This is a genomic window from Nocardia sp. FBN12 (assembly GCF_050320175.1).
In the GTDB taxonomy this organism is placed as follows: domain Bacteria; phylum Actinomycetota; class Actinomycetes; order Mycobacteriales; family Mycobacteriaceae; genus Nocardia.
This window is the reverse complement of record NZ_CP190048.1, coordinates 2,775,776-2,793,866: the sequence shown is the minus strand read 5'-3', so window position 1 is coordinate 2,793,866 and position 18,091 is coordinate 2,775,776. Positions and strand designations below refer to the sequence as shown.

At 66.8% G+C, this 18,091-nt stretch carries 20 protein-coding genes; 10 read left to right on the top strand and 10 right to left on the bottom strand.

The window, feature by feature from the left end; genetic code table 11:
* Window positions 1-62: 62 nt before the first annotated feature.
* The 4 genes from ACQHI0_RS13565 to ACQHI0_RS13550 are packed head-to-tail and all read left to right on the top strand — an operon-like array spanning window position 63 to window position 4,372.
* Window positions 63-1,340, top strand: a complete 1,278-nt coding sequence (locus ACQHI0_RS13565; RefSeq protein ID WP_427908292.1) for a cytochrome P450 — start codon at window positions 63-65, stop codon at window positions 1,338-1,340.
* Between the two features lie 27 nt (window positions 1,341-1,367).
* Window positions 1,368-2,201 (top strand): mycofactocin-coupled SDR family oxidoreductase, encoded by an 834-nt coding sequence (locus ACQHI0_RS13560; protein ID WP_427908291.1) that lies wholly within the window; start codon window positions 1,368-1,370, stop codon window positions 2,199-2,201.
* A 13-nt stretch (window positions 2,202-2,214) separates the two neighbouring features.
* Entirely contained in the window at window positions 2,215-3,213 is a 999-nt protein-coding gene (locus tag ACQHI0_RS13555; protein ID WP_427908290.1) for an acyl-CoA dehydrogenase family protein, read from the top strand.
* The gene (locus tag ACQHI0_RS13550; RefSeq protein ID WP_427908289.1) at window positions 3,197-4,372 is read left to right on the top strand and encodes an acyl-CoA dehydrogenase family protein; all 1,176 of its coding nucleotides are present in this window, start codon (window positions 3,197-3,199) and stop codon (window positions 4,370-4,372) included. Before ACQHI0_RS13555 ends, ACQHI0_RS13550 begins: the two co-directional genes overlap by 17 nt.
* A gap of 265 nt (window positions 4,373-4,637) precedes the next feature.
* Here the strand turns inward: ACQHI0_RS13550 and ACQHI0_RS13545 are convergent, their stop codons facing one another.
* The 4 genes from ACQHI0_RS13545 to ACQHI0_RS13530 form a co-directional block, all read right to left on the bottom strand.
* Complete coding sequence (locus ACQHI0_RS13545) at window positions 4,638-5,168, bottom strand: class IV adenylate cyclase (RefSeq protein ID WP_427908288.1); 531 nt, start codon at window positions 5,166-5,168, stop codon at window positions 4,638-4,640.
* 33 nt (window positions 5,169-5,201) lie between these two features.
* Window positions 5,202-6,284: a radical SAM protein gene (locus ACQHI0_RS13540; RefSeq protein WP_427908287.1), complete on the bottom strand. Its 1,083-nt coding sequence runs from the start codon at window positions 6,282-6,284 to the stop codon at window positions 5,202-5,204.
* A gap of 377 nt (window positions 6,285-6,661) precedes the next feature.
* Window positions 6,662-7,141 carry a DNA-directed RNA polymerase subunit beta gene (locus ACQHI0_RS13535; protein ID WP_427908286.1) on the bottom strand — a complete coding sequence of 160 codons (480 nt, stop codon included), beginning with the start codon at window positions 7,139-7,141 and terminating at the stop codon, window positions 6,662-6,664.
* Window positions 7,142-7,316: 175 nt separating this feature from the next.
* Entirely contained in the window at window positions 7,317-7,532 is a 216-nt protein-coding gene (locus ACQHI0_RS13530; RefSeq protein ID WP_427908285.1) for a hypothetical protein, read from the bottom strand.
* A gap of 744 nt (window positions 7,533-8,276) precedes the next feature.
* Here ACQHI0_RS13530 and ACQHI0_RS13525 point away from each other — a divergent pair.
* Complete coding sequence (locus tag ACQHI0_RS13525; RefSeq protein WP_427908284.1) at window positions 8,277-9,134, top strand: hypothetical protein; 858 nt, start codon at window positions 8,277-8,279, stop codon at window positions 9,132-9,134.
* Here the strand turns inward: ACQHI0_RS13525 and ACQHI0_RS13520 are convergent.
* Together ACQHI0_RS13520 and ACQHI0_RS13515 are read right to left on the bottom strand one after the other, a co-directional pair.
* Window positions 9,121-9,654, bottom strand: coding sequence for an NUDIX hydrolase (locus tag ACQHI0_RS13520; RefSeq protein WP_427908283.1), 534 nt, complete (start codon window positions 9,652-9,654; stop codon window positions 9,121-9,123). The genes ACQHI0_RS13525 and ACQHI0_RS13520 overlap by 14 nt on opposite strands.
* A gap of 332 nt (window positions 9,655-9,986) precedes the next feature.
* Entirely contained in the window at window positions 9,987-10,535 is a 549-nt protein-coding gene (locus ACQHI0_RS13515; RefSeq protein ID WP_427908282.1) for a carboxymuconolactone decarboxylase family protein, read from the bottom strand.
* 176 nt (window positions 10,536-10,711) lie between these two features.
* Here ACQHI0_RS13515 and ACQHI0_RS13510 point away from each other — a divergent pair, with 176 nt between their 5' ends.
* Window positions 10,712-11,305, top strand: a complete 594-nt coding sequence (locus tag ACQHI0_RS13510; RefSeq protein ID WP_427908281.1) for a DUF3558 family protein — start codon at window positions 10,712-10,714, stop codon at window positions 11,303-11,305.
* Window positions 11,306-11,320: 15 nt separating this feature from the next.
* Here the strand turns inward: ACQHI0_RS13510 and ACQHI0_RS13505 are convergent, their stop codons facing one another.
* Together ACQHI0_RS13505 and ACQHI0_RS13500 are read right to left on the bottom strand one after the other, a co-directional pair.
* Window positions 11,321-12,487 (bottom strand): CoA transferase, encoded by a 1,167-nt coding sequence (locus ACQHI0_RS13505; protein ID WP_427908280.1) that lies wholly within the window; start codon window positions 12,485-12,487, stop codon window positions 11,321-11,323.
* Window positions 12,484-13,482: an enoyl-CoA hydratase/isomerase family protein gene (locus ACQHI0_RS13500; RefSeq protein ID WP_427908279.1), complete on the bottom strand. Its 999-nt coding sequence runs from the start codon at window positions 13,480-13,482 to the stop codon at window positions 12,484-12,486. The genes ACQHI0_RS13505 and ACQHI0_RS13500 overlap by 4 nt, the downstream gene beginning before the upstream one ends.
* A 140-nt stretch (window positions 13,483-13,622) precedes the next feature.
* Here ACQHI0_RS13500 and ACQHI0_RS13495 point away from each other — a divergent pair, with 140 nt between their 5' ends.
* Window positions 13,623-15,137 carry a class I adenylate-forming enzyme family protein gene (locus tag ACQHI0_RS13495; RefSeq protein ID WP_427908278.1) on the top strand — a complete coding sequence of 505 codons (1,515 nt, stop codon included), beginning with the start codon at window positions 13,623-13,625 and terminating at the stop codon, window positions 15,135-15,137.
* 23 nt (window positions 15,138-15,160) lie between these two features.
* The gene (locus ACQHI0_RS13490) at window positions 15,161-15,460 is read left to right on the top strand and encodes a hypothetical protein (protein WP_427908277.1); all 300 of its coding nucleotides are present in this window, start codon (window positions 15,161-15,163) and stop codon (window positions 15,458-15,460) included.
* 58 nt (window positions 15,461-15,518) lie between these two features.
* Here ACQHI0_RS13490 and ACQHI0_RS13485 read toward each other — a convergent pair whose 3' ends face one another.
* Window positions 15,519-16,325, bottom strand: coding sequence for an acyl-CoA thioesterase (locus ACQHI0_RS13485; protein WP_427908276.1), 807 nt, complete (start codon window positions 16,323-16,325; stop codon window positions 15,519-15,521).
* A gap of 102 nt (window positions 16,326-16,427) precedes the next feature.
* On the opposite strand from ACQHI0_RS13485, the gene ACQHI0_RS13480 reads away from it, so the two are divergent.
* Window positions 16,428-17,309 (top strand): acyl-CoA thioesterase, encoded by an 882-nt coding sequence (locus tag ACQHI0_RS13480; RefSeq protein ID WP_427908275.1) that lies wholly within the window; start codon window positions 16,428-16,430, stop codon window positions 17,307-17,309.
* Window positions 17,310-17,322: 13 nt separating this feature from the next.
* Window positions 17,323-17,715 carry a DUF427 domain-containing protein gene (locus ACQHI0_RS13475; RefSeq protein WP_427908274.1) on the top strand — a complete coding sequence of 131 codons (393 nt, stop codon included), beginning with the start codon at window positions 17,323-17,325 and terminating at the stop codon, window positions 17,713-17,715.
* A 40-nt stretch (window positions 17,716-17,755) separates the two neighbouring features.
* Here the strand turns inward: ACQHI0_RS13475 and ACQHI0_RS13470 are convergent, their stop codons facing one another.
* Window positions 17,756-18,067, bottom strand: a complete 312-nt coding sequence (locus ACQHI0_RS13470; protein WP_427908273.1) for a hypothetical protein — start codon at window positions 18,065-18,067, stop codon at window positions 17,756-17,758.
* Window positions 18,068-18,091: the final 24 nt, after the last annotated feature.

The window sequence follows — 18,091 nt, the reverse complement described above, 5'->3', positions numbered from 1 at the left end:
TTATTACCTTGCGAGAATGTTATTCTCACAGATAGACAATGCAGTTTCCGAGGAGGATCCGAATGACCGATTTCGACACCGTCGACTATTTCGCCGATCCAGACCTGGTGCCGGATCCGCATCCCTATTTCGATCACCTGCGTGCGCAGTGCCCCGTCAAGAAGGAAACGCACTACGGCGTCTACGCGGTCACCGGCTACGACGAGTCGGTGGAGGTGCTGCGCGACGCGAACCTGTTCTCCTCCGCTGTCGCCGTCGGCGGCCCGTTCCCGCCGTTGCCCTTCGCGATCGAGGGTGACGACATCACCGATCTCATCGAGCAGCACCGTGCGCAACTACCGATGTTCGAGCACATGGTGACCATGGACCCGCCGCGACACACCTACGCGCGGTCGGTGCTGAACCGGTTGCTCACGCCGGCGCGGCTGAAGGAGAACGAGGACTTCATGTGGCGGCTGGCCGACCGCCAGCTCGACGAGTTCCTCGCGACGGGCAAGTCGGAATTCCTGTCCGAGTACGCCAAACCGTTCTCGCTGCTGGTGGTGGCCGACATGCTCGGCGTGCCGGAGGAGGACCACGAACAGTTCAGGATCGTGCTCGGTGCGGCCCAGCCCGGCCAGCGAGTCGGCGCGCTCGACAGTGAATCCCTCGCCACGAATCCCCTCGCATGGCTCGACGACAAGTTCGTCGGCTACATCTCCGAACGCCGCGACAATCCGCGCGACGACGTGCTGACCTCGCTCGCGCTGGCGAAATACCCGGACGGTTCCACCCCCGAGGTGATCGACGTAGTGCGTTCGGCCACCTTCCTTTTCGCCGCCGGGCAGGAGACCACCGCCAAACTGCTCAGCGCCGCGATGCGGGTACTGGCCGACAATCCCGCAGTGCAACAGGCGCTGCGCGATGACCGGAGCCTGATCCCGACCTTCATCGAAGAGACACTGCGGATGGACTCGCCGGTGAAGTCCGGATTCCGGCTGGCCACACGCGCCACCACCGTCGGTGACGTGGACATCCCGGTCGGCTCGACCGTGATGTTCTGCCCCGGTGCGGCGAACCGGGATCCGCGCCGATTCGAGAATCCGCACGAATTCCGCCTCGACCGCGCCAACTTCCGTGAGCACATGGCATTCGGGCGCGGCGTGCACTCCTGCCCCGGTGGTCCGCTGGCGCGCGTCGAGGGCCGGGTGTCGATCGAGCGCATTCTCGACCGGATGCTCGACATCGGCATCGACGAAGCCCACCACGGTGCGCCTGATGACCGGACCTACCGCTACGAGCCGACATTCATCCTGCGCGGACTCAGCGATCTGCACATCACCTTCACTCCCAATCCCTGAATTCCCTTGAACGAGAAGAGGTTCACCATGACCGGACGGGTCGACGGCAAAGTCGCCTTCATCACCGGCGCGGCGCGCGGCCAGGGTCGCAGCCACGCGGTGCGGCTGGCCCAGGAAGGCGCCGACATCATCGCCATCGATGTCTGCAAGCAACTCGACAATGTGCCCTTTCCGATGTCCACCCCCGAGGATCTGGCCGAGACCGCGGAACTGGTGAAGGCCGAGGGCAGGCGGGTGGTGACCGCCGAGGTCGACGTGCGCGACTACGACGCGCTGAAGCAGGCCGTGGACAGTGGTGTGGAGCAGCTGGGCAAGCTCGACATCATCGTCGCGAACGCCGGCATCGGCAACGAGGGCGGTCCGCTGGCCGACCTCGACGAGACGCTCTGGGACGACATGATCGCCGTCAATCTCGGCGGCGTCTGGAAGACCGTGAAAGCCGGTGTGCCGCATCTGATCGCGGCCGGTGGCGGTGCCGTCGTGTTGACCGGCTCGGTCGGTGGCCTCAAGGCCTACCCGAACGTCGGGCACTACGTCGCGGCCAAGCACGCGGTGGTCGGATTGATGCGCACGTTCGCGGTGGAACACGGACACCAGTCCATCCGGGTGAACGCGGTGCATCCCACGCACGTGAGCACCTCCATGTTGCTCAACGAGGGCACCTACAAACTGTTCCGCCCGGACCTGGAGAACCCGGGCCCGGCCGACCTCGAGCCGATCTGCCGGATGTTCCACACCCTGCCCACACCGTGGGTGGATGCGGTGGATGTCAGCAATGCCGTGCTCTACCTGGTTTCCGACGAGGCCCGGTTCGTCACCGGCGTATCGCTGCCGGTCGACGCCGGCAGCATGCTGAAGTAGCGCGGAGGCCTGGATGCTGTTCGAGTTCGACTCCGATCAGCGGCTGTTGCGCGAGATCGTCCGTGACGTCACGGCCAAGGAGTGCGCACCACCGCTGATCCGGGATGTCGTCGACAAGGGCGTCGATCCCGCCGCGCTGTGGCAGACCTATGTCGGCCTCGGCTGGACCGAACTCGCCGATCCGGCCGCGGCCGTCGAACTGGGCATCGTATTCGAGGAACTGGGCAGGGCAACCGATCCCACCCCGTTTCTGGCGACGATGTCGCAGTTCGCCCCGCTGGTCGCGGCAGCGGGCCGGGTGGACCGCCCGGGCGCGGCGGTGTACAGCGGGGTCTCCGCCGCGCACGACGGCGCGGGCTGGCGCCTGCACGGCACCGCGCGGCACGTGCTCGACGGCGACCGGGCCGCGCGACTGGCGGTGGTCACCGACGCCGGCGTGTTCGTTGTCGATACGGGCGCCGTAAGTGCCCGCCGCATACCGGTTTTCGACCCCGTGCTGCACGTGGCCGACGTGACATTCGACGACGTGGCGGTGGCCGCCTCGGATCGGGTCGACGCCGACGTGGCGCGCGCCCACCAGTGCGCGCTCACCGGCATGGCACTGACCACCGTCGGCGCCTGCCGTCGGATCCTGGACCTGGTGCTCGAGCACGTGCGCGGCCGCGACCAGTTCGGCGTGCCGATCGGGTCGTTCCAGGCGGTGCAGCACAAGGCGGCCGACATGCACGTCGCGATCGAACGGGCGCGCGCGCTCGGCTTCTTCGCCGCACTGTGCCTGGCCGCCGACGACCCGCGGCGCCGGCTGGCCGCGTCCATGGCCAAAGCCGCTGCGGGAGAATGTCAGTCGCTGGTTTTCAAGCACGGCGTCCAGCTGTTCGGGGCCATGGGTTTCACCTGGGAGAACGACCTACAATTCGCGCTCAAACGCGCCAAGGCCGGCGAACTGCTGCTCGGCGGCGCGGCCGAGCATCGGGCCATCGTGGCGGAGGAATACCGTGCAACTCACCTTTGATCCGGATGTCGAGGAATTCCGCGCCGAGTTCGTCGGGTTCCTGACCGAGCACCTGCCGAGCGAGGCGGAGGCGACCCAGCGGTCCGAATCCAGTGCGCACGTCCCGGAATGGGCTCGGCGCTGGCAACGACTGCTCTTCGACAGCGGTTGGCTGCTGCCGACCAACACACCGGAGTTCGGTGGCCGCAACGCCTCGGTCCTGCAGCAATACGTCTATCTCGAAGAGCTGTCCAAGCGGCGGATCTACCACAGTTTCAATCCGCAGGGTGTCGGGATCATCGCCGCCTCGCTCCTGTCGTTCGGCACGGGGGAACAGCAGCGGGACTGGGCCGTGCCGATCCTGCGCGCCGAGATCACCGCGGCGCTGGGGATGAGCGAACCGGGAGCGGGGTCCGATCTCGCGGGGCTGCGCACGCGGGCGGTCCGCGACGGTGACCACTATGTCGTGGACGGTCAGAAGGTCTGGACCTCCGGTGCCCATGACGCCGACGTCCTGCTCACGTTCGTGCGCACCGATCCGAACGCGCCCAAGCACAAGGGGATCAGCGTCCTGTTGATCCCGACCGACACCCCGGGCGTGACCGTGCGGCCGTTCGCGTCGGCGTGCGCGGCCGATGACCTCGATTTCAACGAGGTCTACTTCGAAGGCGTCCGGGTGCCGGTGACCAATCGGGTGGGGCCGGAGAACGAGGGCTGGTCGGTCGCCAACGGTTCGCTCGGCCACGAACGCACGCTGCTCTGGCTGAGTTTCGCCAACCGCCTAGAAGACATGCTCGTCGACTTCCACCCGCGCACCGCGCTCGACAACGACGGCTACGCCCGCTTGGTCATGGACAGTTTCGCGCTCCGCCTACTCGGCTCCGCCGCCCTCGGCAGGGAATCACGGGGCGAACAGGACGTGGCGACCCTGTCCGTGCTCAAAGTGCTCGGCTCCGAGGCGGTGCAGTCGGCCGCCGAACGGGCACTGGACAACATCGGTCCGGACGGCTTGACCCATCCCGCGGTGAGCGCGCCACCGAACCCACTGAACCTGGAGTGCTTCACGAGCAGCTGGTTCGAGCGATACCTACGCAGTTTCGCCGGCACCATCGCGGGCGGCACCTCGGAGATCCAGCGCAACATCATCGCCCAACGGGTCCTCGGCCTGCCGCGATCCTGACAACGAGCAGGGTTAGTCCGCGCGAGTTTCACACACGTGCCGTCGGTGCGGCTCACACCGGGACGAGGCGGTCAGGTACCAGGGGGAGGCTCGCCGTTCTCAAGGGGTGCGGCTGTAGCTCGCATGTAATCGGTCCGCCCCGCTCCTGCGTCAATTTCTCGGTCGATGCACAACGATGGCCCCGGACACTCACACTTTGATGAGCAACCGGCGCCTTTCGCGTTGTGCTGTTCGTGTGCTCCGCAGCGGATTCGGGGGCCGTCTTTCAGAAGCGCAGTTCTCGTATCGTGTTGAGGTCGATTCCGTGGCGTGCGTAGATTTTGATGGTGTTCTCGCCGGTGAGGTCAGCTTCGGTATAGCCGAGCAGTTCGGCGACACGAACGACGTCGGCCTTGGTTGCGGCCTCGATCTCGAGATACGGCGGGATACCGGGCCAGGTGTCGAGTTCGAGTTCTGCGCCGTCGAGGGTGTAGCTGGTTCGCTTGGTTTCCTGGTACGACTTCGCAGAGAATCCCATCATGTCGAGCAGGGCGTTGGTAGCGGCGAAGTCATCGACACGCACCTCCACCTCGTGCGTGCCGTCGATGGCGTCGCTGGTGATCTCTTTGACCGCGAGCGTGATTCGTTTCCCGTCGTCGCGCAACCTGATCCACTTGCCATCGACACCGGAAGTGACGTCGTAGACGTAGCGGCGCATGAATCGCTCGCCGAGCTTGTGACCGCCTTTGTCCAGGATGTGACGCTCGATGGTGTCGGGGTCGATGTCGAGGATCTTCGCTTCGTGCTCGATGGGCACGGGGACTCCTTCAGGGTTGCCTTTGGGGTGAGGTTATCCGACTCGGTGGGTCGTGAGCCGGGTGTACTCGGCCTCGCGAAGTCCGAGGATTTCGGTGCGTAAGGGGCTACTCAGGAATTCGGCTAGCGGCAAGCACAGGTCCATACGTTGGATGCACACTCCGACTTGAAAAGTGCCGGTGCGGTCGTAGTAGAGCCGCACGCCGTAGAACCCTTCCTCGCAATCGGTGCCGTTGTTGAACCGGCATCCAGTGCAGGTATTCGGCAATCGGACGGGGCGGATGTGCTTGAAGAGGATGCGCCGTCCATCGGGCAGGCGGTAAGCGGTGCGCGAGTTGGAACCTCCGGCCGTGACGTAGTGGGCTTCGGCAACAGCGCCCCGCACGGCGAGGATATGTTCGATCGCGGTGATCGAGCTATCGCCGTGGTCGAGTGACATCAGCAACCGCACGGTCAGGTTCGGGGAGAACTCATCGAGCAGCCGGTGCACTCGTGGGGCGTGTGTGTGGTCGGGGACGACGATGTTGGCGCTGGCTTTGACTCCATGGGTCTCGCACGCCACGATCGAACGTTCGAGTGCGTCGATTCTGCGTTGGGCCAGAACAGGATTGCGGTACCGGGCGTGCTGCACGTCGGCGAGTTCGGATGCGGTGGTCCCGAAAATCGAGAAATTCACCCGGTCCAGCCCGGCAGCGGCACAATCACCGATCACGCGCTCACCGCGTTCTCCGTTGGAGGTCATGCCGACTCGAAACCCGGCATCCACGGCGATCTTCGTCAGCGTGGCGACGCCCGGATGCAAGGTCGGTTCGCCGCCGGTCAGGTGCACTTCGGTCAGCTCCAGCGCATCACCGAGTGCAGTAAGCGCATAGGCGAGTTCATCGTTGTCAGGAACCGGGGCCGGGAGAAAGGCCGCGCCGTTGGTCTGGACATAAATCGACATCCGCCCGCTCGGTCCGGCCGCGAGGAACTCGCCAGGCAAACGGTGTCGGTTGTCAACGGCTACCGGAGTGCCTTCGTTGTGGCAGAACGTGCAAGTCAGGCCGCATGCGTCAATAATCTTGATGCGCAAGGTGGTGTCTTTGTCGACATGGACGGGGATCGCAGCACGGGACATCACCGTGCTCCCTTCGTTCAGTTGTGAGTGGGTGGATCGAAGGTTGGTGTGGCCCCGGGATATCGCCGGGGGAACGATTCCGGGGCCGCCCGTGCGGCGCGGATTGGGGCCGGTGAGGTGTGGTCTCACCGGGCGCGCGCGGGCATTCGGTTGGTAGTCGGGTCAGGGCAGTAGATACAGGCGTTCGCATGGCAGGCGGGGAAACCCCGTGCAGTGTCTGGAATCCACGGCGACGGTGCCGGGTCGGCGGGCGGCCACCTCGCAGACGAAAACCAGCGCTGCCGTCAGGCACGCGACGAAATCCACTCGCACACTGGAGAACTGGATCGTGAGATGGATATCGGGTTCGTCGGGGCAGGGTGAGTGACCGCCGTGGTTCATCGCCTACGCCGCCGGTGTATGCACCCCAGGGCGCATTCGATGACGACCGCTCCGGAGGGCCGGAACACGCTGATAGCCGGAGATACCCACGTACGGACCATCAAAGGGTCCGGGGCCGGGGACGGCAAAGCTATATCGCCCTCACGGATGACCACCACCCGCGCTTCCCATAATCGGGCGACCTGTTCGGGATCACCGATCGGCCGGATATCGGCCCTGACCAAAAAGGTCCACATGGCTGCGCGGGGGTGGCCGATGATCGGCAACGGCGCGACCCCACGAACATCGAGGCTGGTTTTGACCCGGTGCGCCAGATCGGTCGGCATCATCACCGCACCGACCAGCCCTGCCCGCATCGTGATCCGCCCGGTAGCCGGGTCGATGACGGTGGGCAGGGAACACACGCGCCGGTAGAACTCACACCGTGAGCGCGGTGTTTCGGCGAATGTGTTGGCGGGTGGGCCGGTTTGCGTCATCGCTCATTTCCCGGGATTTCAGCGGGCGGGACGTGTGGCTGGGTCGGGTTTGTCGCGTCAAGCGGTGTCGGACCGGGCGCGGACCTGACCCATCCGGCTTCGCGCATCGTTTCCAGCGTGGTCACCAGGTCGGCCAGTGGCGGACGGGGCGTAGGGGTCGGCGGGGTGAGATGGTTCATCGAGTCGACTGCCGTCGCGGGCGACGCTGGCCGGCCGAAATCTGCCACTGCGCCCGCCGATTCTGAAAGGCATCGCCGTTGCGGTGCAACGCGTGCAGGACACGCGACACACGCCACCTCGAGCTGTTGAGGTTGTAGGTGATCGTGTCGGCGGTCAGCATCCCGCCCCGTTCGAGGAGGGCGAGAACATTGGTTTCGAGGGTGCTGGTCATCAGGGTCACCTCTGTTCGTCGGCTCGGCGACCTGGGGCGCTCGGCGGTCGCTTCGCGAACCGGGTCGTCGGTCGTCATCGTCTGGGCCCATTGGTGGAGGGGCGCGATGATGTCGTTGGGCTTTTCCAGCACACCTCGTTAGGTGGCAGCATGTAAGGCGCGCGCAACGGGTAGGTGTGTGCGCGGGGGGTGTGCGGAATCGGCTGATGGTCGTCACTGTCGCGGTAGCCGTGCCACACTGCGAATATGGGCCGACACCCCAAGCAGCCAAATCATCAGCTTGCCGAACTACTCGCAGAGACCCGAGCAAGCCGAAAAGGATTTGCGCGCCGAATTGTCGAGCGTGGCAGATCAATCGGCGTCGAACTCCGCTACGACCACACGTCGGTCGGTCGATGGCTGACCGGTGAGCAACCGACGCAGCCGGGATCACATCTGATTGCGGAGGTCCTCACCGAATTGTGTGGTCGTCGCGTGGCGCCCGCCGATTGCGGTATGTCGGGTGCGGAGTCGCCCGACTTGGGATTGGAATTCTCATTGAGCCTCGCGGAGGCGACCGCCTCGGCGACCGCGTTGTGGAGGAGTGATGTGGAGCGTCGCCGGTTCCTGGAGGGCACGGCCTACGCCGTCGCGGTCTACCCGGCCGCGAGCATGCGGTGGCTGACCATGCCGGGTCATGAACACCCGGTCTCATCAAACGGGCTGCGTCGCGTCGGGGTCGCTGATATCGACGCTGTGCGCACGATGACCACGGCGTTCGGTGATCTCGACAATCAGGTCGGTGGTGGCAAGGTGCGCTCCACGGTCGTGCATTACCTGCACACCTCGGTGACTCCGCTTCTGCGTGGCAGCTACACCGAACAGATCGGACGGCGGCTATTCGCTGCAGCGGCCGAGCTGACGAAGCTCGCGGGCTGGGCCGCCTACGACCTCGAAGAACATGGCCTCGCGCAAAGGTATTTGATCCAGTCGCTGCGGATGGCACGCGCAGCAGGCGATGCTGCGCTGAACGCGGAGATTCTTGCCGCGATGAGTCATCAGGCAACCTACGTCGGCCGCCCCGGTGACGCAATCGATCTCGCTCGGGCGGCGCGAATCGCGGCGCGCTCGGCGGGCCTTCCGACATTGGAAGCCGGTTGCCATCTGGTTGAAGCGCACGGGCATGCAGCACGGTCCGACGAGCGGTCCTGCGGTGCATCGCTCAACGAGGCCGAGCGCGCATTCGATCGGGGCGAGGCGAACCGCCCCGACTGGCTGACCTACCTCGACTCGGCGTACATGTCGGCCAAAGCCGGTCAATGCTTCCAGGACCTCGGCGAGCACGATCGTGCGACGAGACTGGCGCGAGTGTCGCTGGACATGAGCGACGGATACCAGCGCGGGCGTGTGTTCAACTTGTGCTTACTCGCGTCGAGCCTCGCGGTGGAAGACCCGCGCGAAGCGGTCCGAGTCGGTGCACAGGCGCTCGAATTGTCCGGTGGAATGGAGTCCCGCCGAACCCACGCCTACCTGCGCGATGTGCGGACACGCCTCGCCGCCTACGAGGAAATGCCAGAAGTCGCGGACTTCCGTCAACGGGTGGTCGCAGCTAAGGCAGTGTGAGCGCCCGGTACACACCGACTACCGTTGCCGCTCCGATGATTTCGCCACGGCCGATCATCTGCACAGCCTCATCGAGCGGCACCCACCGAATCGCCTCGGCTTCATTGATGTCCGGCCGTGTGTCCGTGAGGTCAGCACCACGAGCGAGATACACCTCCTGCGGATGGTCGAGAGTGCCGATCGCGGGTTGGTAGGTCACCAGGTGCTGCATGGTGCGCGGACGCCATCCGGTCTCTTCCTCGACCTCTCGGGCCGCTGCCGATGCCACGTCTTCGGCGTGGTCGACATACCCGCCAGGCAGCTCCCATACCCACTGGTCGATGATCCACCGGTGCCGGTACATCAGCAGCACCTCGCGGGAGTCATTGAGCACCAGGGTCATCGCGCACCGTGGCATCCTGGCGACGTACTGGGTGAACTCCACCCCATCCGGCAGACGGATATCAGCAGTCGACAACCGGATGTGGCGGTTCTCGTCGAGTACCTGCTCACCAAGGATTGTCCACTGGGTATCGCTCATACCCTCGACGGTAGTGGAATTCGATGGCAGAACGGAACCGCCGAGTTCGGAGGCTCCGTCAGATCGAACCGATCTCGATGACCGATCTGACAGGAGGTCGTAGCCGCATCGGCCCAGCGGATCGAGTGAGACCCGATCGCCCGGCATCAAACTTTGCTGGAAATCGAGGGGTGGACAAGCGTTGCCGGGCGTCGTACCTACGGCCCTCGCCAGGCAGTGGACGCACTCTTGGTTGTGCTCGTCGGCTTCGCGCTTGGCGGTGCTCGCCGGCGCCGCGAGGTCGGCATCCCGGGCACTGCCGCGTTCGATGCTTTCGTTCCCGCACCCCTCGCTCAATGTTGCGGGTAGCCGGCTGTTTCATCCGGGGCGATACCGAAGGTGTTGAACGCCATGGCCAAGGTGGCATAGCAGCCGACGGTGAAGACGAAGTCCATGCGCTGGCGGTCATCGAGTCGGGCGCCGAGGGCCGTCCATGTCTCGTCCGACAACGCGGACTTCTCGTCGAGTTCGTCCACCGCGTCCAGCACCAGGCGATCGAATTCGTCGGCGGCGGTGCCGTTTCGGCGTGCCGCTTCGATATCGGTGTCGGTGAGTCCGGCAGCGCGGCCCATCGCGGCGTGGTGCTGCCATTCGTAGGCGCAGTCGCGGCGGTGTGCCACGCGCAAGATGGCCAGTTCGCGCAACCTGGGCTCGAGGGTGGAACTGAATTGCAGGTGCACGTTGAAGCCGAGGAATGCGCGAGTCAGTGCCGGGTGGCGGACCAGCACCGACAGTGCGTTGCCTGCCTGGGCCGGATTGCGCCGCTCCGCGGGCAGCATTCGTGCCAGTGCCTTGTCGACCTCGTCATCCCACTGGTCCTCGGGAAGCGGGGAAAGGCCCATGATGGCCTCCTGCCCGGTGCATGGCGATCAACCATGCACCACTTGAACGGATATGCTCTTCGGCAGTGAGAATACACATCTCTTGGTAAGAGAGCATCATTCGCGCCGAAACTTCGGGCCTCGCCAGGTGCGCATCCGCGTCGGTTGTGCTGTGATCGTGTGCGGGAGGAATGGTTATGCATAACCGAGCCAGGGGTTGGCGGCGCACGATCGTGGTCGTGGCGGTCGGATCGGTCATCGCGGCCGTGATGACCGGATGTGACACCTCGGGGTCGGCGGCCCTCACGTCCCCGCCGACAGTTCTGGGGCCGGATACGCCACCGCCGGTATCCCCGCCGTGGACGCTGGCCCAGTTGTTGAATCACCCGTGCACGGTGCTCGGGCTCGACGACCTCGCCCGTTTCGGTTTCGCCGGCCCTGGGGAGCCGGACAGGTCGGGCAATCCCCACTACTGCAGATGGCTCACCGCCGCGGCGAACCCTCGCCAGGTCAAGATGTACTTCGCCCCTGTCTATCGGCAGGAATTCCGGGCGCATGAGGACCTCCATCGCACTGAGGACCGCTTCCGGACGCTCACTATCGCGGACCGACCCGCGTTCCTCATCGATGACCACAGCGAAAGCGGCCGCCGCAATTGCCGGATCTGGGTGTCGGTGGCCTCGGGCGGGCTGTTCGCGTTCGAGTTCGCTGTCGTAGATCCCCACCCGGACTGGGATTACTGCGCGGGCGCCGTCGAGATCGCCGCGGTCATCGCCGAGCGCCTCCGCTGAGTTCCCGTTCTCGGTTCACTGAGCCGGCACCGAGGCGAGTGCGTGGACTGCGTCCCGGTCCGCACCCGGCGCCGACCCCCGCCCGGTGATCCGGGGCGATGCCGGCCGGATGGCGACGCCCCGGGGGAGTGCGGGAGTCGTTGGTAGCGCGGCATATTCGGCCGCGACCGCACTCAACGACACCTCGATCAGCTCGCCGCCGCCGCGGGCCAGCGCCTCGGCGACCGACCGGGCTGCCTCCAGCCCGGTGAGGGGATCGGCGATCGCGTCCGCGCAGAAGTAGGGCCCGCCCTGGGCGATGCCGACCAGCCCGCCGGCGACCGCGGCGTCATCGCCGAATCCGGTCCAGTTCGCACCGATTCCGCTGCCATGGGCGGTGATTCGCGCCCACACTCGGCCGGGTCGGCCGGGGAGGTCGGGGCCGAGTCCGCGCCGGGTCAATGCCGTCGGGCGCGAGGACTCCAGGACCACGTCGGCGCGAGCGAGCAGGCTGCGCAGTGCCTCGGGCGCATCGAAATCGACGGAATAGCACAGCTTTCCAGCGTTCATCCAGTCGAAGAATCGCGGAGTGCGGCGGGTGCCGTCCGGGCGGGACGGGCTTTCGACCTTGACGACGGTGGCGCCGGCCTCCATCAACAGTCTGCCGCACAGCGGCCCCGCCCACATCGACGACAGGTCCACTACCAGGCAGCCGGATGGGCTCCGCGGTGGTCCGGCGGGCCCGATCCGCCGAACGACAGGCCGGGCGGGTGTCTGCTCACCGAGCGCCGCCACGGGCAGCCCGAGCAAGCGAGCGCGCGCGGTGACTTCCGACGCGGAAAGGTCTGCGGCCCAACGGGTAACCGCCGTCCAAGGCTCCGAAACCGTGGCGGTCTCCAGCAGGGCTGGAATCGCCTCCCGGTCGACATCCCGAGCCAGGGTGAGCGCACACCACCCGTCCCTGGTCGCGATCAGCCGGGTTGCCCCGCCCGCGGAAATCCGCCCCCGGCGCGACAGCCCGAGCAGTGCGGCTCGCCCGGTCAGTTCGACACCCACATCGATCGGGACCCCGGTGCGCGCGGTGAACCCGTCGGCGACGGTGCGGGCATGGGCGAGAATTCCGGATCGACTCTGATCCGGTGCTGCATCGGGGTCACCGGTCAGCCACAGGGCACCGCAAGCGGCCCAATCGGTGGCTGTCACGGCGCTGCGGTGGAGCGCGCCGTCGTCGGTGTTGTGGCACCGCCGGATCCGATGATCTCGTCCACCAGCCCCCAGTCCAACGCGGTGGCTGCATCGACCACGCTCCCGCTGAGCGCCATGTACGCGGTGCGCCAGCGACCGATTCGGCGTGGCACGCTCACTGTTCCGCCCGCACCGGGGATCAACCCGAGCTGAAGTTCGGGCAGTCCGACAACCGTGTCGGGATGGGCGGTCACGGTGCCGCAGAAGGCGGCCATCTCGAGCCCGCTGCCGGTGGTGCGGCCGTGGATGTGGGCCCGCAAATGCGGCCCGAGACGCTGCGCGAGTGCGTGCAGCGCGCGGGCTGGGCTGTAGCGGGTGCGAGCCAGATGGGCGCTCGCCACATCGGTGAAGGTCCCGAATTCGGCGAGATCGCCACCGCTGCAGAAGCTGGGTCCGTTGCCGGTGAGTTCGACCGCGCGGATCGAATCGTCCCAGCGGGCAACGGCCAGCGCGTCGAGCAGCGCGGCGCGCGTGCGATCGTCGAAAGCGTTGTGCCGGTGCGGCCGATCGAAGCCGATGTGCAGCGTCTGCCCCTCGCGGCGGATCACGAGTGGATCGCCGGACTCGGGTGTGCGGCTTTTCGTTCCGCGCCCACGGAGCCAGGCGGCGAATTCCGGCCCGCCCTGCAGCGTGGAGTACGCCAGCGATTCGATGAGCAGACCCTGGTCGAAACCCGCTGTGTGCCCGGCGCGCAGCACGTCGTCGCAGATGGTCGCGGCCAGCGGGCTGGCGGTGCACTGACGGTCGAGACGGTCGAGCGCGTCGGAGACCGATGGCACGGTCACCACCCGTGGGTCGACCGTTGCCATCGTGGTCAAAGTCAGGGTGGCGTGTTCGAGCCAATAGGTGCCCGCCGCGGCCGCCGGATCGTCGGCCACCGCGACGACAACTCCCGCGGGCGTCGCCGCGGCATCGAAGTCTGGCTCGGCTAGCGCGTCGACGACACGGATCACGGGTTTGCCCGCCTCTTCAGCTCGCGGTCACTGTCAGTGAATATGCTATTCTCTTCTCCGGAGAATGCAATATCACGGCACCGGCTGCCTCGACGGCCCCTCAGCGTGCCGTCGAGCGGTGTGGGTGGAGAGGGCGCGACATGAGCATTTCGCTGCTGCTGGACATGGCGGCGTCGAGCAACCCGGATCGGCGGGCGGTGGTCTGCGGACAGGTGCAGTGGACCGTGGCCGAGCTGCAGGCGCTGGCACAGGGCGGGGCGGGCGTGCTGGCGGGATCCGGCGCACGCAGCCTCGTCTATGTCGGGACCGGCGGGCATCTGTTGCCGCTGTTGCTTTTCGCCGCAGCGCAAGCGTCGGTGCCCTTCACGCCGTTGAACTACCGACTCGGTGCCGATGCTCTCGGCGCGCTCATCGCGCGACTCGACACCCCGCTGATCGTCTGCGATGACGAGTTCCACGAGATCGTCGCGCGCGAAGTGCCGGGTTCCGGTGTGGCCGTTGTGCGTTCGGCGCAGTTTCTGGAACAGGCGGCGGTGGCCGAGCCGGTCTCGGTGGCGGTGGACCCGGAACAGGTCGCGGTCGTGCTGTTCACCTCCGGCACCACCTCGACGCCGAAAGCAGTCGAACTCACGCACAACAACCTGGTCAGCTACATCACCGGCACGATCGAATTCGATTCCGCCGCACCGCGCGACGCCGCGCTGGTGTGCGTACCGCCCTATCACATCGCCGGTATCGGTGCGGCGATGTCGCACCTGTACGCCGGACGAAAAGTGGTGTACCTGCGCGCTTTCGACGCCGCCGAATGGATCGCCGTGGTCGATCGTGAGGCGGTCACCACGGCAACCGTCGTGCCGACGATGCTCGCCCGCGTCGTCGCCGAGCTGCAACGCACCGGCGCGACGCTACCGTCGCTGCAGACCCTCGCCTACGGTGGCTCCAAGGTTGCTCTGCCGCTGTTGCGGACAGCGCTGCGCCTGCTGCCCGAGGTCGGTTTCGTCAACGCCTACGGCCTGACCGAAACCAGTTCCACCATCGCTGTTCTCGGGCCGGACGAGCACCGCGCCGCCGTGACTTCCGGCGATCCGGCGGTGGCGCGCAAGCTGGGTTCGGTCGGCACCCCGGTTCCCGGTATCGAGCTGCAGATCCGTGACGCGAACGGCACCGTGCTACCGGTGGGTGTCACGGGTGAGCTGTACGTGCGCGGGCCGCAGGTGTCGGGTCGCTACACCGGGATCGGATCGGTTCTCGACGCGTTCGGCTGGTTCGCGACCAAGGATGTGGCCGAACTCGACGCCGACGGATTCCTCTATATCGGTGGGCGTTCCGACGACACCATCATCCGTGGCGGGGAGAACATCGCACCCGCCGAGATCGAGGACGTGCTGGTAGAGCACCCCCAGGTGCGCGAGGTCGTCGTCATCGGGATCGATGATCCGCAGTGGGGTCAGATCATCGTCGCGGTGGTGGTGCCCGAGGGAGACCCGGACCCGGAGGAACTGCGCGGATTCGCCCGCGCCAGCCTGCGCGGTTCGCGAACCCCGGACCGGGTCGTCTTCCGGAACACCTTGCCCGCGACGCCGACCGGGAAGATCCTGCGGCGTGACTTGGTCACGGAGTACAGCTCGCAACCGGTGCCCGGCGCGGGTAGATAGCCACAAGAAGGAGAACAGTGCCAATGGTCAACAACGGTGCGCGACTGCGCAGTCAGGTGTGTGACACCGAAGTCATCGTGGTGAAAGCGGGCAGCAGTCTCGACGATCTGCGGGCGGGCGGAGTGCCGATGGTTCCGCTCGATGGTGCGCGGGCGGGCGGTGCGCCCGACGCGAAATTCGCCGACGGGAATGTGCTGGGCAAGCGCTATGTCGACGCGTCCGGTGCCGAGATTCTCGTGACGAAGGCGGGTGCGGGCACGCTCAGCGTAGGCGCCGAGCCGCTGGCATTGAAAGGTGCTGCCCCCCTTCCGGCGAGCGACTGACCCCGCGAAAGCGACTGGGCCGCCGGCGCGATGGCGCCGACGGCCCTTCTGCTGTGCTTCACGGGCGCAGCCGGAACATTGCCTCCTGGGCGTAGGACGCCACCAGCTCGCCGTCCTCGGTGAGCACGTCGCCGCGCCCGAAGGCACGGCCCTGGGCCAGGATCGGGCTGTGCTGGCGCAGCACCTGCCAGGCATCGCTGCGGACCGGCTGGTGGAACCACAGTGTGTGGGAGGTGACCGCGGACAGGAACCGGGTGCCGTTGCCGGTATGGCTGATCCCGTCCTCGGGCCGCAACGCGGTGCCGATCAGCGTCAAGTCGGTGGCGTAGGCGGTCAAGGGGGCACCCAGTTCGGGTGCGACAGGAGGGGTACGCATCCACATCGTGTAGGTGGGCGGTCCGGCCGCGGTGCTGTCGAGGTCGTCGCTGGAGCGAGCCTCCCACGGCAGCAAGGGAAATACCACCTCGTGCTCCGCGCCGGGTGGTTCGCCGACCGCGGGCAGGCTCTGGCGCCGCGGGCCGTCCTCGGGGGTGTGCAGCGAGGCCACGGCCGTCGCGATCACCTGATCTGCCTGGTACGCGAGCAGGGTGGCGGTGGCGAAGGAACGGCCTTCGTGCTGGATGTTCGCCTCGTACCGGATCGGGGTGTCCGACCGTCCCTCCCGCGTGAAGACCGTGTGTAGCGACTTCACGCTCTTCTCGGGGACGGCGAGCCGGGCGGCCACGACCAGCTGCCCCAGGATCTGACCGCCGAAGATCCGGTGGTAGGGCAGGGTCTGGTTCACGGCCTCGTAGGCGATGGTGTCTGTGCTCGCGGCCGGCTTCAATTCCAGGCACGCGAGCAGGTCGTTCCACATGTCGGGCATGATGTGAGTGTAATATAGATTCTCATAGGAAGAGAATGAGCCTCTCGCACTGGGTGCGGCACCTGTTGTCGCGGCGAGAGGGGCTGGGGCGACGGAGGTCAGATGACGATCACACCGGATCGGCAGGAGTCGGCGATGTCATCGGTATCGGCGATGTTGCGAATCTTCGACGTCGAACCCGACGGCCCGAGCAGCTACGTCGGCGTCAGCGACGGCGGCGCGCGAGAGGTGGTCGACGGTACGCAACTGTTGGCGCAGGCGCTGGTCGCTACCGCGAAGGCGTTGCCGGACAAGGTTGTTCGTTCCGGGCACGCGGTGTTCAGCCGGGCGGTCGACGCCGCGGCGCCGGTGCGGTTCACCGTGGACGTGACGCACTGTGGCCGTTCCATGGCGAGCACCGTGGTCGCGGTGGAGCAGGCGGGCCGGCGATGCGCCACCGTGTCGGTGCTGGCCGACGCGCCGACCGAAGACGTTGTGCGCCACCATGTACCGCGTCCCGAGGTGCCGGGCCCAACGGCCGCGCTGCCCGCGAACATGCCCATGATCGGCCGGGATCTGCGCATCGTCGGGGTGGCCGATGTGAACGACCCCGACGAAGTCGGTCCGCCGGAACTGCACGCGTGGCTGCACTACGACCCGGTCCCCGAACGCGACGATCTGGGCAAGGCGCTGTTGGCGCACTTCACCGGGCATCTGTCGGTGTCTGCCAGCTTGCGGGCGCATCCCGGGATCGGCACCGCGCAGGCGCATCACAGCCTGTCCACCGCGGTCATGACCGTCTCGGTGCGGTTCCACGAGCCGGTCGAATGGGCGGGCTGGCTGCTGTACACCCATGAGAGCATCCAGATCGGCGCCGGAATGTCGTGTGTTCGCGGACTGGTGCACACCGAGAGTGGGCGCTTGCTCGCCTCGTTCACGCAGGAGGCCATGATCCGCAGGCCACGGGCCGACGAGGCCGCGGTACCTGTGCGCGCGAGGCTGTGACAGGAGGATTTCGATGACCGAGTACCCAGGATTCGTGACCCGCCCCGACTATCGGATAGACATCCACGCCCGCCGCAACCGCATCACCGTCCACGTGGGCGAGCTACTGGTCGCGGAATCGGTGCGGGCGCTACTGGTCGACGAGCAGGACCACGGACTCGTCTTCTATCTGCCGAGAGAGGACTTCGGCGTCTCGTTGCGCAGGGCTACGGGATACAGCACGATCTGCCCGTTCAAAGGCGAAGCCACCTACTGGCGCTTCGACGGCGACGGCGACGAGCCACTGGCGTGGAGCTACGAGGACCCGGCCCCACAGGTCGCGCGGCTGCGCGGGCACCTGGCGTTCTACCAGGATCGGGTGACGCTGCGCGTCGGTGCCGCCACGCCCGCCGTCAGCGGCCGCTGAGCGCTCGGCATCGGGCGGGGTCGTCCCGGTGCCGACCGGCTCATCGGCCGCGGTTCTCGCGCGGGGCTCCCCGCCATCCGCACGGCAGCCCGCAGGTCGGCTGCAATGTCGTGTCCGTGCGCCCGTCGGTGAAGATTCGCCGCGTCTCGGTGGCCTCCGCGGGATAGCCGCAGTCCGGGCACTTCTCGAAGAAGTCCAGTACCTGGTGTACCGCCTGAGACTGCGGCTTCTCCTGGAAGGCAGGCCCGTTCGGGCGCGGCAACGGATCGACCGCATCCGGCCGCCGCCACCGGACATCGGCGGTCCGGGGCGCCCCCTTGCGTGCTGCGGCGGTGGCGTGATGCGAGGTCATAAGCTTCCCATTTTCTTGGCGAGT

Excerpts from the sequence above, each read along its gene's own strand:
- ACQHI0_RS13565 (WP_427908292.1), top strand. The coding sequence starts at position 63 with ATGACCGATTTCGACACCGTCGACTATTTCGCCGATCCAGACCTGGTG.
- ACQHI0_RS13560 (WP_427908291.1), top strand. The coding sequence starts at position 1,368 with ATGACCGGACGGGTCGACGGCAAAGTCGCCTTCATCACCGGCGCGGCG.
- ACQHI0_RS13555 (WP_427908290.1), top strand. The coding sequence starts at position 2,215 with ATGCTGTTCGAGTTCGACTCCGATCAGCGGCTGTTGCGCGAGATCGTC.
- ACQHI0_RS13540 (WP_427908287.1), bottom strand. The coding sequence starts at position 6,284 with ATGTCCCGTGCTGCGATCCCCGTCCATGTCGACAAAGACACCACCTTG.
- ACQHI0_RS13535 (WP_427908286.1), bottom strand. The coding sequence starts at position 7,141 with ATGACGCAAACCGGCCCACCCGCCAACACATTCGCCGAAACACCGCGC.
- ACQHI0_RS13530 (WP_427908285.1), bottom strand. The coding sequence starts at position 7,532 with ATGACCAGCACCCTCGAAACCAATGTTCTCGCCCTCCTCGAACGGGGC.
- ACQHI0_RS13525 (WP_427908284.1), top strand. The coding sequence starts at position 8,277 with ATGACCACGGCGTTCGGTGATCTCGACAATCAGGTCGGTGGTGGCAAG.
- ACQHI0_RS13520 (WP_427908283.1), bottom strand. The coding sequence starts at position 9,654 with ATGAGCGATACCCAGTGGACAATCCTTGGTGAGCAGGTACTCGACGAG.
- ACQHI0_RS13515 (WP_427908282.1), bottom strand. The coding sequence starts at position 10,535 with ATGGGCCTTTCCCCGCTTCCCGAGGACCAGTGGGATGACGAGGTCGAC.
- ACQHI0_RS13510 (WP_427908281.1), top strand. The coding sequence starts at position 10,712 with ATGCATAACCGAGCCAGGGGTTGGCGGCGCACGATCGTGGTCGTGGCG.
- ACQHI0_RS13495 (WP_427908278.1), top strand. The coding sequence starts at position 13,623 with ATGAGCATTTCGCTGCTGCTGGACATGGCGGCGTCGAGCAACCCGGAT.
- ACQHI0_RS13490 (WP_427908277.1), top strand. The coding sequence starts at position 15,161 with ATGGTCAACAACGGTGCGCGACTGCGCAGTCAGGTGTGTGACACCGAA.
- ACQHI0_RS13485 (WP_427908276.1), bottom strand. The coding sequence starts at position 16,325 with ATGCCCGACATGTGGAACGACCTGCTCGCGTGCCTGGAATTGAAGCCG.
- ACQHI0_RS13480 (WP_427908275.1), top strand. The coding sequence starts at position 16,428 with ATGACGATCACACCGGATCGGCAGGAGTCGGCGATGTCATCGGTATCG.
- ACQHI0_RS13475 (WP_427908274.1), top strand. The coding sequence starts at position 17,323 with ATGACCGAGTACCCAGGATTCGTGACCCGCCCCGACTATCGGATAGAC.
- ACQHI0_RS13470 (WP_427908273.1), bottom strand. The coding sequence starts at position 18,067 with ATGACCTCGCATCACGCCACCGCCGCAGCACGCAAGGGGGCGCCCCGG.